General features: G+C 30.5%; 13 protein-coding genes and 2 pseudogenes. All 15 read right to left on the reverse strand.

All coding sequences use genetic code 11. The features are described 5' to 3' along the window. Positions 1-133 precede the first annotated feature (133 nt). Positions 134-1350 (reverse strand): annotated as a pseudogene (locus HMPREF0391_RS08530) (IS256 family transposase). Positions 1351-1414: 64 nt separating this feature from the next. Further along, positions 1415-2881: pseudogene (locus tag HMPREF0391_RS08535) on the reverse strand (hypothetical protein); the annotation flags it as partial. Positions 2882-2888: 7 nt separating this feature from the next. Then, complete coding sequence (locus HMPREF0391_RS08540; protein ID WP_002836672.1) at positions 2889-5312, reverse strand: VirB4-like conjugal transfer ATPase, CD1110 family; 2424 nt, start codon at positions 5310-5312, stop codon at positions 2889-2891. Then, positions 5203-5613, reverse strand: a complete 411-nt coding sequence (locus HMPREF0391_RS08545; protein ID WP_002836673.1) for a PrgI family protein — start codon at positions 5611-5613, stop codon at positions 5203-5205. Before HMPREF0391_RS08545 ends, HMPREF0391_RS08540 begins: the two co-directional genes overlap by 110 nt. A 1-nt stretch (position 5614) precedes the next feature. Beyond that, positions 5615-5905 (reverse strand): hypothetical protein, encoded by a 291-nt coding sequence (locus HMPREF0391_RS08550; protein ID WP_002836674.1) that lies wholly within the window; start codon positions 5903-5905, stop codon positions 5615-5617. 9 nt (positions 5906-5914) lie between these two features. Next, positions 5915-6778 carry a VirB6/TrbL-like conjugal transfer protein, CD1112 family gene (locus HMPREF0391_RS08555; RefSeq protein WP_002836675.1) on the reverse strand — a complete coding sequence of 288 codons (864 nt, stop codon included), beginning with the start codon at positions 6776-6778 and terminating at the stop codon, positions 5915-5917. 10 nt (positions 6779-6788) lie between these two features. Further along, positions 6789-7004: a Maff2 family mobile element protein gene (locus HMPREF0391_RS08560; RefSeq protein WP_000394204.1), complete on the reverse strand. Its 216-nt coding sequence runs from the start codon at positions 7002-7004 to the stop codon at positions 6789-6791. Position 7005: 1 nt separating this feature from the next. After that, on the reverse strand, positions 7006-7317 hold the full coding sequence (locus HMPREF0391_RS08565; protein ID WP_002836679.1) for a hypothetical protein: 312 nt from the start codon (positions 7315-7317) through the stop codon (positions 7006-7008). A gap of 190 nt (positions 7318-7507) precedes the next feature. Continuing rightward, on the reverse strand, positions 7508-7783 hold the full coding sequence (locus HMPREF0391_RS08570) for a hypothetical protein (protein ID WP_002836680.1): 276 nt from the start codon (positions 7781-7783) through the stop codon (positions 7508-7510). Between the two features lie 18 nt (positions 7784-7801). Then, positions 7802-9598, reverse strand: a complete 1797-nt coding sequence (locus tag HMPREF0391_RS08575) for a VirD4-like conjugal transfer protein, CD1115 family (protein WP_002836681.1) — start codon at positions 9596-9598, stop codon at positions 7802-7804. Further along, the gene (locus tag HMPREF0391_RS08580; protein ID WP_002836682.1) at positions 9591-10325 is read right to left on the reverse strand and encodes a phage antirepressor Ant; all 735 of its coding nucleotides are present in this window, start codon (positions 10323-10325) and stop codon (positions 9591-9593) included. Before HMPREF0391_RS08580 ends, HMPREF0391_RS08575 begins: the two co-directional genes overlap by 8 nt. Continuing rightward, positions 10322-10807: a PcfB family protein gene (locus tag HMPREF0391_RS08585; protein ID WP_000606600.1), complete on the reverse strand. Its 486-nt coding sequence runs from the start codon at positions 10805-10807 to the stop codon at positions 10322-10324. Before HMPREF0391_RS08585 ends, HMPREF0391_RS08580 begins: the two co-directional genes overlap by 4 nt. Continuing rightward, positions 10800-11627, reverse strand: a complete 828-nt coding sequence (locus HMPREF0391_RS08590; protein ID WP_002836685.1) for an ATP-binding protein — start codon at positions 11625-11627, stop codon at positions 10800-10802. The genes HMPREF0391_RS08585 and HMPREF0391_RS08590 overlap by 8 nt, the downstream gene beginning before the upstream one ends. Next, positions 11624-12397: a replication initiator protein A gene (locus HMPREF0391_RS08595; RefSeq protein ID WP_002836687.1), complete on the reverse strand. Its 774-nt coding sequence runs from the start codon at positions 12395-12397 to the stop codon at positions 11624-11626. The genes HMPREF0391_RS08590 and HMPREF0391_RS08595 overlap by 4 nt, the downstream gene beginning before the upstream one ends. 83 nt (positions 12398-12480) lie before the next feature. Continuing rightward, a complete protein-coding gene (locus HMPREF0391_RS08600; protein ID WP_001267200.1) occupies positions 12481-12762 on the reverse strand; it encodes a CD1845 family protein in 282 nt (93 codons plus the stop codon). Between the last annotated feature and the right edge of the window lie 34 nt (positions 12763-12796).

The raw sequence follows: 12796 nt of genomic DNA on the forward strand, positions 1-12796 counted from the left end.
AAAATCTCCCTTTTTGCCTAATTGTATTTCTTAAAAATTTGAAGATTTCTGTCAAGAGCTGGTCGTCAGACCAGGGCTATACCTTTACTCTTGATTGAATGATTCAAATTTTTTATTATCTTTATGGCAAAATTTAGATTCTGCCTTCAAAAAATATTGATAGTTGTGACAATATTTGATCCCATCCTCTTATTCTACTCGTCCATTTACTTGAAGCATCTACCATCGCTAGATACAAGCTTTTTTGTAGGGCGTAGTCACTTGGAAATATTGTTTTGTTTTTTGTTACTTTTCTAAGTTGTCTATTAAAGTTTTCTATGCTATTTGTTGTATATATTAGTTTTCTTATTCCTTCTGGATATTTGAAATATGTTGATAATTCAGCCCAGTTATTTCTCCATGAATTTACACACATTGGGTATTTTTTGCCCCATTTTTCTTCAAATATATCTAGATTACTTAGTGCTAGTTCTTCGTTGATGCTTTGTATACTGTTTTTAAGTCTTTCATTAGCTCTTTTATATCTCTATATGATACGAATTTTGTTGAATTTCTTATTTGATGAATTATGCATTTTTGAATTTCTGTTTTTGGATATACACTTTCTATTGCTTGGCTAAATCCTGATAAATTATCTGTTGAGACTATTAATATATCTTCTAATCCTCGTTCTTTTAATTGATTTAATACCAATAGCCAGTATTTACTTTGATTCATTTTCCTCCTACCCACATTCCAAGTATTTCTTTGTATCCTTCTGTATTGTATCCTAGTGGCTATATATACTGCTTTTTTTACTACTATGTTATTTTCTCTTACATGATAGTGTATTGCATCTAAAAATACAAATGGATATACTTTTTCTAATGGTCTATTTTGCCATTCTTCAATAGTTGGTAGTATTTTATTTGTTATTTTGCTTACCATGGATTCTGATATTCCAAATCCATAGATTTCTTTTATGTGTGTTGATATGTCTCTTGTTGTCATTCCTTTTGCATACATAGATATTATTTGGTTTTCTATGTTTGATATGTCTTTTTGATATTTTTTCAATGCTTGTGGCTCAAAGGATCCTTCTCTGTCTCGTGGGATGTTTAGGTCTATGTTTCCGTATGATGATTTAACTGTTTTTTTACTTGATCCATTTCTTGTGTTTAATGACAGTGGTTTTTCACCATATTCATAATCTAGATGTTCATCTAACTCTGCTTTTAACATTTGTTCCATTGTGTCTCCTAGAAGATCTTTCAAAGCTTCTTGTAAATCTTGTACTGTTTCTGGTTGATATTCTTCAATTAACATCTTGGATATTTTGTTGAGTCTAGTTTCTGGTCTTTTTCTTGGCATTTTAAAATCCTCCTGATTACTATTATATCAGGAGGATTCTATACACAAACTATTTCACAGTCTCTTTTTTAACTCTATCTACCAGTCTTGTTTCGTGCTTTTTAGCTATCATGCTTTTCATTTGTTTTCTTTGGTAAAACTTCTTAAATCTATTTTTCTTTATATAGGAGTCTGACTTTTTTAAATCTTCCAAGCCACTTTTAAACTCCAACTTGCTTTTTCTATTTCTTATTTTCTTATCAAGTGTAGATAGCTTTTTTAATGACTTTTTCTTTTTGTCTAACTTATACTTCCTTATTCCATGCTGAAGTTTAGAGCTTACATTAGCGGCCTTTTCTCCAGATTCTACACCAGTATTATCAGATCCTGAACTTAAATAATCTCTCACTAACTCTGATGACTTAGCTCCAGATAATAAAACCCCAGAAGATAGACTTCCTTTAGTTTTATTCTTTAAAATATTATCCTTTAGCTTGCTTTTAGACTTTTCAAGCTCTCCAATCTTTTTATCTGATATAAAGTCTTTAACATCTTGTGCCTTCTTAGAATCTTTCGGTGTAACTTTCTTAGATTCATTTTTTAAGTCATCGATTTTCTTTCGAGTAAATTTATCACTTTCATAATTTTTTCTCTTGTAGTAAGTCTTCTTTTTATTAACTTTCTTTTGTTCTGAAGGTTTAAGGCTTGTTTCTTTTTCATCTTTTATAAATTCTTGATTATTGTCTTTAAACTCAGGATTATCAAAAGTTTTATCTGTATCAACTTCGTTTAGCTTATTTTCTTTATCTTTTTCTTTAGAAATTTTCTCCTTATCTCTAAACTTCTTTTCTTGATAAAGTTTCTGTTTTCGCTTTTTATCGATATTAGCATTACTGTCGTTCTTGCTCACTTCATCTTTAACAAGCTTATCTTTTCTATATATTCTCTTGCTTTTCTCTGCTTCGATAGGTTTATCTTCACTTGTCTGGATTCGCTTAGACTCTTTCTCGTTGATTTTGTCTTGGAATTTATCCTTACTATGGATAAGTTTATCCTCATAATTTTTAAGAACTTTTCTTTTACTTGATGCCTTCTTATTGCTTATTGGTTGAGCGTTAGCTGAAATATCATCTGTTGTTAATTTATTAGAATTAATATTTCTACTGTTTTCACTATCAAAATTTACTTTTTTGAAGTCTACATCTAAGTCTTCATCAAGTTTAATGCTTTCATCTGTCCTTATTTCAAGATTAGTTTGTTTTGTTTCTTCAACCTTATCCTTATTATCTAAAACTTCTTTTCTGATTCTTTCCTTGTTTTTAGACTTCTGAAAATCTTTTAGTTTATCTTGTTTTTGATCTTTAGCTAATACATTCTCATGAATAAGTTTAGATTCTTTTTCTGAAATTTTATCTCCGAACCTATCCTTATTCTTAATAATCTTATTGGTATAATCATCTGAATGAACAAGTTTACTATCCATATTCTTTTCAGGAGCGTCCCTATTTCGTATAATTTTCTTTTGAAAATCTTTTTTTAATTTTTTATCCATATCACACCTACTTAGCTTCTTCTGGTTTTGTTGTCATTAGCTTATATAGCATGGTGTCTTTAGGGAATTTATCTATAAATGGAACAATAGTATTTCCGAAGAATAAGAGTCCTTCACCTGCATTTGAATTAGTAATATAGTTTAACTGATAAGGCGATATTTTTAATTTCTTAGCAAGAATATCTCTATCCCCAGATGCTTGATTTAACATTAGAACAAAGTCTGTATTGTCAAAGATATTTTCAATTTCCTGACTTGTTAAAAGGTCTTTTACGTTTTGAGTTATGCCTGTTGGAATACCTCCCCATTTTCTAAATCTTTTCCAGATTTCTACTGAATATGAAGCAGTTTGTGGATCTTTTAATAAAAGGTGGAACTCATCTATATAGTATCTTGTAGACTTGCTTCCTCTATTTAGGGAAACCTTGTTCCAAACTTGGTCTTGAATTACAAGCATACCTATTTTTTTAAGTTGTGTTCCTAGCTCTTTTATATCAAAACAGAGCAGTTGCCTATTTAGGTCAACATTTGACCTATTATTAAATACATTAAGACTTCCCTTAACATAAATTTCCATTTCTGTTGCGAGCTTCCTACCGACTCCCTCTTCTTGAGATAGGAGCATATCGTATAAATCTCCTAATATCGGCATATTTTCTGGTTTTGGGTCTTCAAAATATTTTTGATATATCTTTGGTAAGCACCTATCTATAACTGATTTTTCTGCAGCAGTAAGACCAGATCCTCCTACTACAAGTTCAAGCATAGACATTATGAAATTTGCCTTATCCTTTAAAGGTGCGTCCCCATCTCCATAGTTCATATTTATATCTAGTGGATTTAGATAGTCCTTTGACTTTGCTGAAACTTTAATAACTTCTCCATTAAATTGTTTTACAAGGTTTGAATACTCGCCCTCAGGATCACAAATAATTACATCATCATCTGTGACAAGAATTGCATTTGCCATCTCTCTCTTTGCCGAGAAAGATTTACCAGAACCTGGTGTTCCTAATATTAGTCCATTAGGGTTCTTTAGTTTCTTCCTATCTGCCATAATCAAGTTTTGACTAAGGGCATTTAAGCCATAATACAAGGAATTTGCCGAATCAATAAATAGCTCTTCTGTTGTAAAAGGCATAAATACTGCCGTTGATGACGAAGTTAAAAATCTTTTTATTTCGACTTGATTAACTCCTAAAGTTAAGACAGAAACAAGTCCTTGTTCTTGTTGATGAGATAATCTTTTTACCTGACAATTATGTCTGTTAGCAATTGATGAAATTTGAGCAATGGTATTTTCTAATTTTTGATTAGTCCTAGCAAAATTCATCATTACTATGGTAACTACAAAGAGCCTTTCATCTCTATTTTGTAAGTCAGATAACATGGACTTAACATCAGCCCCAAAAGTATTTATATCTGATGGAATAATATCCATATCATACCCAGCACGAACTGCTTTCTTTTGTTCTTCAATTTTCATTCTATCCAGGTCTGTGTTTTTTCTCTTAATGAGTTTAATGGCTTCTGCTTGTTCAACTACATCTATATGAAAAGCTACATAAATATTGTCATCAATATCTAAAAACTCAGATAACATTCTGTCTGATAACTCACTTGCAAGTATTTGAAAATGACTTACTGCTCCAATATATTTGCCAAACTTAAAATTATTTGCTGGTACAAAATTAAAGATATTGGGAGTTATATGTGATTTTGTAGACTCTTTTTTCTTCAAATCTTTATATGAAAAATCAAAGTTTTTGTCTGGATTTAACATATCGTGAACAAGTCTTAATCTTTCTTCGCCATCAAGACTTTCTGCTCTTACCCCCATAGATTTAAAGTTAGATAAAATATCTACTTCAAGTCTATTTAACTTTGCTCTTGCTTGCTCTAGATTATCGGCTTCTGTTGTAAAGGTTATATACTTCATCTTTTTAAGTCCGTTATTGCCCTTTGCAAGTTGAAGCTTTAACATTTCCCTAAACTCTTTTCTTACATCGTCATAGAAGTCTCCTTTATCAGCAATTTTAATTGCATCTTGTAGGTCTCTATTTCTTCCTAATTGATTTACATATGAAAGTTCAATGTGGACACTTGGATCAAAAGAATTTAAAAAGTTGGCAAATTGGTTAAAGATTAAATCTCTATCTTCTTCCAATGCCAACTGGTAATTTATATCTTGAAATGAAATTGTCTTTGAATAATTTTTTTCATCTAACTGGCAAATGCCCTCTGGTAACATTCTTATATATGGAATAGTATCCTCAACTGTAAATCTCTTTTTCTCTTTCTTTAAAAGTACACTTAGAAGACTATTTGTCGGATCTTTCTTTGTTTTTAGCCTTCTTACTTCCTTTCGGTCTTTTTTTAATTGTTTTTCCCTTAGATTTAAGTCGCTGATTTGCTTTTTTCTTTGCTTCAAGGTATGCCTCCTTTCTTATTCTCTTAGTTGGTTGATAAAACTTATGAAGATAGAAAAATTTAAAATATTTTTCAAAAGTTAAGGTGTCTTTTTCATATAAGGTTATAAAAAAGATTGGCAGGGTTACTATTAGCATTACAATGATTGAAACATCATTAGGTAGATATTTCTTCATAAATAAATAGGTTGGTATGCCAATTAGTCCTGCCACAGAAAAACCTATAAGTTGTCTTTTAGTTAAGTTAAAGGCAACCTTTGTTTTAATCTTGTCCAAATCTTTTGGTATTGGTACATACGCCATTTTAATCTCCCTCTACTTCTTTTTTGGAAAGTTCAAGTATATGGTCATAATTAGATGTTGTTTCTTCTTCTAGGTAGCTAATTCTTTCTTCTAATTCTTCTTGTTTTTCTTCATTTCTGTCATTGTATTCTCCTTGATACATAACAAATTCATTATGACATCTTCCGAGTCTATTTAATCTTTTCTTTAAGTTTCTAATTTCTTCATTTCTTTTCTTCTCTTTTAAGATTTCATAAGTTCCTCCCAATAAAATTCCAAGTCCCAATAAAGCACAATTTTTCTTTTTTAACATTTATTCCTCCTAGTGCGTATTCATAATACTTTTTGCAACTGTTCCACTCTTAAACATCATAAGTCCAAGTAGTAGAGCATATCCTAATATACTAAACAAGCTTGCGTGAATATCTGTAATCTGTACCGTCCTTATTAAAACGGTGTAAATACCTAAACATACCATCAAAAACAAACCTTGTAGTCCCAAGGCAAAAAGTCCCTTGATATAATTTGTTCCAATCTGACCCCATTCTTTATTTCCCATAGTCGCAAATGGTATGGATGATACTGATGAGTAGACATATATTTCAAACATACGCCCATATACTATTAAGGTAATAGTTAAAGATATACATTGAATTGCAATCCTTACAAGGCTTGTTTCAACTAATATCATCATTAATGCACCAACATCTTTTTCTTTTAATGTATCAACCATTGCAACTATTTGATCTCCTGAAACAGTGGCAGAAGTAGTGATTACCCCTGCCGCTTTGTTTACAAGATTTTGTGCCACATCAAAGACTGCCATTGAAAATTCAAAGGCATGGCTTGCAAGGTAGACTGCTATAAACATCTTTATAATGTATTTGAAAAACTCAAAAGTATCTGTATCATGCATATTATTTTTTTGCATAACCATATTTATGAGTTCAATACATAATACTGCTGTTATAATAAGACCTGCTATTGGAACAATCACATTATCATTAATGTTTTTTATGAAGTTATATACTTCTCCATTCCAACCCATTGGTGTTTTCCCAACATCAGTTGCAATAACTCCTACCTTGTCATTTATATCTAAGAACATGGACTCAAGATTTGCTTTGATACCTCCGAGTAGCATATCCTTAAAAAATTCAGTTAGCTTGTCAAAGATACCAAACATAGACTTTCTCCTAATTTAAAGCATTTGCAAGTAGTGGAATTAATTTGATACCGATTAGTACAATTCCCCCACCAGCCATAAGCTGCTTAATACCTTGAGATTTGGCACCAGGGTTATCATTACCATAACCTTCCATCAAGTTAATAACTCCCCATGCTCCTAAACCTGCACCAATTGCAGTTACAAGTGTTTTTAAAACTCCAACTCCAGCTGTAAAAAATTCCATATTATTCCTCCTCGTTTTCTTTCTTATTTTCTATTTTGTTTAGTGATTTAACTATAAAATTCTTGTAGACCTTATCTCCTTTTTTATTTTCTTTGAAATATCCAAAGACATGGATTAGATCTCCTTTTTCAAATTCTTTTGCAATTTCTACCTTTTCTCCATATACTGAGCAATTTGTATATTCCTTGCCCTTTCCATAATTTTTTACAAGAGCAAAATTTGCTACTTGAACATTTTCTCCATCTTTTTCAAATTCTGAAAATTCAGCTTCCTTAACTAAATTTGCATTAATATTTATCATTTCTCTATCCATTAATTTCTTCTCCTTAATCCATAAATTTCAATTAAAAAAGCGACTGAACTTATATTTCAATCGCTAAATGTCTTATATATTAAATTGTTTTAAGTGGGACTTCTTATCCTTACCATTTTTACCTCCTAATTTTGAGTATAAAAAAAGGAGATAGAGTTTTTAATTTCTATCGCCTATTAATACCTTATTTCTAGTCTTCTAAAATTGATACTTCAAGGTCTATTGCTTTAAATGTAACAGTTATTCCTACTTCTTCTTTTACTGTTTTTTCAAATAGCTCAGCTATATCATATGGAGACATATCATATATATCTTCATACCATTCATTGCTTTCATCGTACATTGCCTCACATATTGCTTCAATATAATTTTTCTTATCCCTTGTGAGTTCTGTATCACTTTCTAGAATAAACTGCTCACCGTTTATATTTAATATAATTAAAGATGATTTTCTATTTTCACACATTTTGCTTTCTCCATAAACTCAAATGTTTAACCTATTTATTTTATAACTTGATTTTAACTTTACCTTATCTCTATTTTTCAAATACTCCTCTACATCAAACAAGTTTCTCTTATCATAATCTTCCAATAACTTGTAATTCTTATGCTTTGTAATATCAAATTTATCAGATAAGAAAGGTCTTACTCCTCTTAACTGATAAATACACTTACCGCCATCCATTACAGTTATTTCATCTTGACTCATAAGTTCCTTGCCAGTTTTTTGGTAATTTAGACCAAAAGATTTTTGATTGGATCTTGTTTCTGATGTGTTATATAGGTCTATGGTTTCTTTTCCTAAGGTTTCAGATAATTCTTTTACTGTTGTTTTTTCTTTTCCTCCTAAAAAGAGTGTAGAGTCGCAGTTACCAACTATTGTATCTGCATGGTCTTTATAGATTGCTTTTAATTGAGATTGTGCTTGCAGTATTATGCTTGCCGATATTTCTCTTGAACGAATTGTTGCAATCAATTTTTCAAATTTAGGAATTAATCCTATATTTGCAAACTCATCAAGTAGACACCTAACATGAACTGGAAGTCTTCCACCATACACATCATCTGCCTTATCACATAGAAGATTAAATAGTTGAGAATACATTATTGAAACTACAAAGTTAAAGGTATCATCTGTATCTGATATTATTACGAATAAAGCAGTTTTTCTATCTCCAATTTTATCAAGCTCTAATTCATCTTCGCTCATTAGTTCTCTAAGCTCTCTTATATCAAAAGGTGCAAGTCTTGCTCCACAAGATATTAGAATTGACTTGGCAGTTTTTCCTGCTGCCAGCTTATATTTCTTGTATTGCTTAACTGCAAAATGACTTGGATCTTTCTTTTCAAGAGCTTCAAAAAGCCTATCAATTGGGTTCATATAGGTTTCGTCATCTTCTCTAACCTCACTTGCGTCAATCATATCTAAGAGTGTTTTAAAATTCTTTTCTTCTTCAGGTGCTTCATAATAAATATACCCAATAAGAGCAGTGTAATATAACTTTTCAGCCTTTACCCAAAAATCTTCTCCTGCCTTTTCTCCATCTCCCTTGGTGTTAGCAATTATGGTTTGGACAAGCTTTAAAATATCTTTTTCACTTCTCAAGTATGCAAAGGGATTGTATTTCATAGATTTTTTAAAGTTTATTGTGTTTAATATCTTTATGTCGTAACCATTTTCATAAAGCATTTTTCCACATTCTAACACAAGTGTGCCTTTAGGGTCTGTTACTACATAGGAAGAATGCATTTGCATTAGATTTGGCTTTACATAAAATCTCGTTTTACCTGATCCAGAACCACCTATTACTAATACATTTTTATTTCTGGCATATTTAGGGTTTTTAGGTCTTGAGTTCATTGTTAGTCTTTCGGTATTAGTTATGAGAACATTGTTTTCAAACTTAGGGTCAATATATGGAGCAATATCCTTACTTTCTCCCCATCTTGCAGATCCATATTCCTTGCCTTGCCTATATTTCTTTTTGTTTTTACCTTTGCTGTAAACAATTAACTTAACAAGACCAGCAACTGAAATACCTACTAACAAGTCCCTTGGATTAAGGCTTGGTATATAAGATAAAGTTCCTATATCAGAAATTCCCACCATTATTTTATCAATAATATCTCCTCCTACATAAGAATTGATGTGCTTAGAAAAGATATTTCCAATGTAGAAGAATGATAGATAGGGAATGTTTGATAATATAAATTTCTTTGGGTTGTCTATTTTAATTAGGTTTTTAATATCAGAAAGAATGGCTTCTAATATCTTATTCATCGTAGAAACCTTCACTATCTAATAAAATTAGTAGGTAGTGTCTTCCCTTTGGTGTTATTAATGTTTGTATTCCTACAAGTGTACCTAGTGGATCAATCCATTCTTTTACTTCAAAATATCCCTTGTTCTTATCTGCATAAGGTAAGAGTTTCTTTTTCTTATCTCTGTAAATTAATCCCTTATCCATTAGAAAACTTATAAATTGATTTTGTGGTATTCCTAACTCTTTGGCAGTATTTCTAAAGTTTGTAAGTAGGTTATAATCTACTAATTTGTCATAATAATCTGCCTTTGGTCTTAATTCTTCAATTTCTTCTTCTCTTTCAGCAATAATTCTATTGGCTACAAGAATTGCATCTGCAAGTAGATCTTCATTAGTTTTCTTTTCTTGCCCTACTATATATCCTCCGTTTTTTCTAATACTTGGTAAGACTTCTCTAGTTACCCAAGCTTTGAATATTTTTGCTTGTGGTAGTTTTGATGAGAGGATAAGTGAATACAATCCTGATTCGTTAATTATTGAAATATTCTGTATTCCTCCAGGGGTGTTCCATTTCGTTACACCCTTATCTTCCTCATCTACATGGTCATAAACAGCTTTCCTCGGATTGACATAACCTAACATAGTTGCTACTTCATTTGCTATAAAGAAAAACTCACCGTCTTTTTCTATAACAGTGAGTTTCCCAAAATTCTTATTTTCAAATGTTTTTAAATTACTTATCATAAGCTTTGCTCCTTATGTTTATTTTTAACTTTATCTTTGCTAATGGTATCCTTAGCCATATCTTTAAACTTATTTATAGTCTTCGTTATTGAATCTTTTCTATCGGCCTTTCTTTCAGAAGCCTTAACTGCTTTTTTAAAGGCATGTTCCATTACCTTTATATCCTTAGATTGAAAAAACACAGAGTGGTTGCCAGTTTCCTTATCTTTCATAACAGAAAACTTCACTCCGTGTTTATTTAAAATTTTCTTTAGTTCTTTTAACTCAGGATCTTTTAGATTAATTTCTTCTAACTGTCCCTTTTTAACCATATCTTTTAGCTTTACTTCTTCTCCATTATTTTTTATTACATTTTTCAAGCCTCCTTGTTCTTCTATTTGCTTGTGAACTTTCTTTAAGGCATCAAGAATTGCTTTACTTGTTGCTTTTGCAAGCCTTACTTCAAGATTAAGACTCGACCTAGATACTTCTTCATTAATCATCTATTCCACCTCCATATAAAAGTAACTCTTTGTATTTTCTTAACTTCTCTTGATGGATTTTTCTTCTAAAATCTTCTCCCGTAACTTTAACTGGTATTGTCATTTCAAGTATTCTTGAATATATCCTCTGATACTCAAGTTCAATATTAGGATTTTGAATAATTTCCAATGATAAGTTTGTAGTAAAAATTGTCGGCCTACCCTTTAAGTATCTTGCGTTTATAATGTTATATACTTGCTCTCTTGCATAAGATGTATCCCTTTCAATTCCAAGATCATCTAATATTAACAACGGAATATTAGATAGGTTACTTATAATTTCATTTGAATCTAGCTTAAATGCTGATTTTTGTATTTGATTTATAACCTGAGATAAATTCAAAATCTTAACTCTAACTTGTGTTCTTTCGATTAATTCATTTGCTATTGCACAAGCAAGGTAAGTTTTCCCACTACCAACATCTCCATAAAATAAAAGTCCAACATTGTCTTCCTTCATTTGCTCAAAACTTTTGGCATAATTATAGGCAACCTTATAGGCTTGACCTTTTTCATTTAGGAATTTCTCAAAAGTATATTGGTGTTGGAGCGGCGATGAAAAACAATCTCTTTTCAATGACGATATTTTCATCAGTCTTTCTCTTTCTTCATTTTCCTTATCTCTTTTTATTTCACATTCACATTTAATTATGGGAATAAACTTTGTAAAGCCAAGGTCAACTAATTCTCCATCTACTCTTTTACCACATACCTTGCAATAGATATGCCCATTTCTTTCAATATCATTTTCTCTTAATACAAAATTTTTTAAGTTCTTCATAAACTCTCTCCTATATCGTAATTCATTTTCCTTGTTGAATTGTCATTAATGTTTTTTGCCTGATCATTAAGATACCAATTAATTATCGTTGCCTTGTGGTCTTGATACTCTCTGTTATTTGCTTTCATATATGACGACAATCTATCAATGTATTCATTAATTCTGCTTCCTAACTCATTTGCTAAGTCCTTGTATTCTTCATCAGTCAAAAATATATTTTTATATATTCCATAAGGCTTTTGCCCATTACTAAAATCATTATTTCTTAACTCATTATTACTAATATTGTTATAGTTACCTTCCGATTTTCGAAAATCTTGACTTTCGATATTCGAATCTCTTGAATTTCGATTATCGAACTTCTGGAATTTTGTTTTTCGAACTTCTTGATTTTTTAATTCCATATTAGTAAATATGCTCATAAAGTCTTTAACATAGATTCTATTAGGCTTTCCAAGTCCTTGTCTTTTCTTTTCAATCAGTCCTATTCCTGATTTAATATCAAGCTCAGCTATTAATTTATTTGCTTTTTCACTTGCACAATTAAATTGATCTTTTATACTTTCAATTGTGTAGTAAATAAAAACTTTTCCATCTTCATCTATCCAGCCATTTTTATATGAAAGACCCATTCGATTAAGCATATATGAATACAAAACTTTAGCTTCAATAGAAATGCTCTCAAAAATCTCATCTTCCATCAATACCATAGGTAACCTAATGAAGTTATACATCTCAGATTGCCTATTATAAAAATAATCAAAATTCATTCCTACCTCCTCTCTTTAAAATAAAAAAAGACGACAGAATTATTGCTTTCTATCGTCTACGGTTGTCTTATATTTATTTTTCTTCAAATTGATTTTATTGTATAGTTTAATAATTCTAATAATCCAATAACATATATACCTAATTTAGGTAATCCAAATGGACTAAATAAAAATGCTAATATTAGTGCTTCAATTACAATTTGCTTGTCTCCTTGAAAAATGCTAGCTATTCCAATTATAAAAATCAAAGTAGAAACTACGCTTAACAACGCAGTACTCAAACTTAATATGAAGGTTAAAAAAGCTATGAGCAAACTCAACACTAATCTTATCGGTAATAAAATTATTCTAATTATCCATCTCATACATACTCCTAAAAATTAAACTGGGATTCATAAC

The sequence above is a fragment of the Finegoldia magna ATCC 53516 genome, assembly GCF_000159695.1.
GTDB lineage: Bacteria > Bacillota > Clostridia > Tissierellales > Peptoniphilaceae > Finegoldia > Finegoldia magna_F.

Coding starts and splice junctions, on each gene's coding strand:
- HMPREF0391_RS08545 (WP_002836673.1), bottom strand. CDS start 5,613: ATGGCGTATGTACCAATACCAAAAGATTTGGACAAGATTAAAACAAAG.
- HMPREF0391_RS08570 (WP_002836680.1), bottom strand. CDS start 7,783: ATGTGTGAAAATAGAAAATCATCTTTAATTATATTAAATATAAACGGT.
- HMPREF0391_RS08585 (WP_000606600.1), bottom strand. CDS start 10,807: ATGATTAATGAAGAAGTATCTAGGTCGAGTCTTAATCTTGAAGTAAGG.
- HMPREF0391_RS08555 (WP_002836675.1), bottom strand. CDS start 6,778: ATGTTTGGTATCTTTGACAAGCTAACTGAATTTTTTAAGGATATGCTA.
- HMPREF0391_RS08560 (WP_000394204.1), bottom strand. CDS start 7,004: ATGGAATTTTTTACAGCTGGAGTTGGAGTTTTAAAAACACTTGTAACT.
- HMPREF0391_RS08580 (WP_002836682.1), bottom strand. CDS start 10,325: ATGATAAGTAATTTAAAAACATTTGAAAATAAGAATTTTGGGAAACTC.
- HMPREF0391_RS08590 (WP_002836685.1), bottom strand. CDS start 11,627: ATGAAGAACTTAAAAAATTTTGTATTAAGAGAAAATGATATTGAAAGA.
- HMPREF0391_RS08600 (WP_001267200.1), bottom strand. CDS start 12,762: ATGAGATGGATAATTAGAATAATTTTATTACCGATAAGATTAGTGTTG.
- HMPREF0391_RS08595 (WP_002836687.1), bottom strand. CDS start 12,397: ATGAATTTTGATTATTTTTATAATAGGCAATCTGAGATGTATAACTTC.
- HMPREF0391_RS08565 (WP_002836679.1), bottom strand. CDS start 7,317: ATGGATAGAGAAATGATAAATATTAATGCAAATTTAGTTAAGGAAGCT.
- HMPREF0391_RS08575 (WP_002836681.1), bottom strand. CDS start 9,598: ATGAATAAGATATTAGAAGCCATTCTTTCTGATATTAAAAACCTAATT.
- HMPREF0391_RS08550 (WP_002836674.1), bottom strand. CDS start 5,905: ATGTTAAAAAAGAAAAATTGTGCTTTATTGGGACTTGGAATTTTATTG.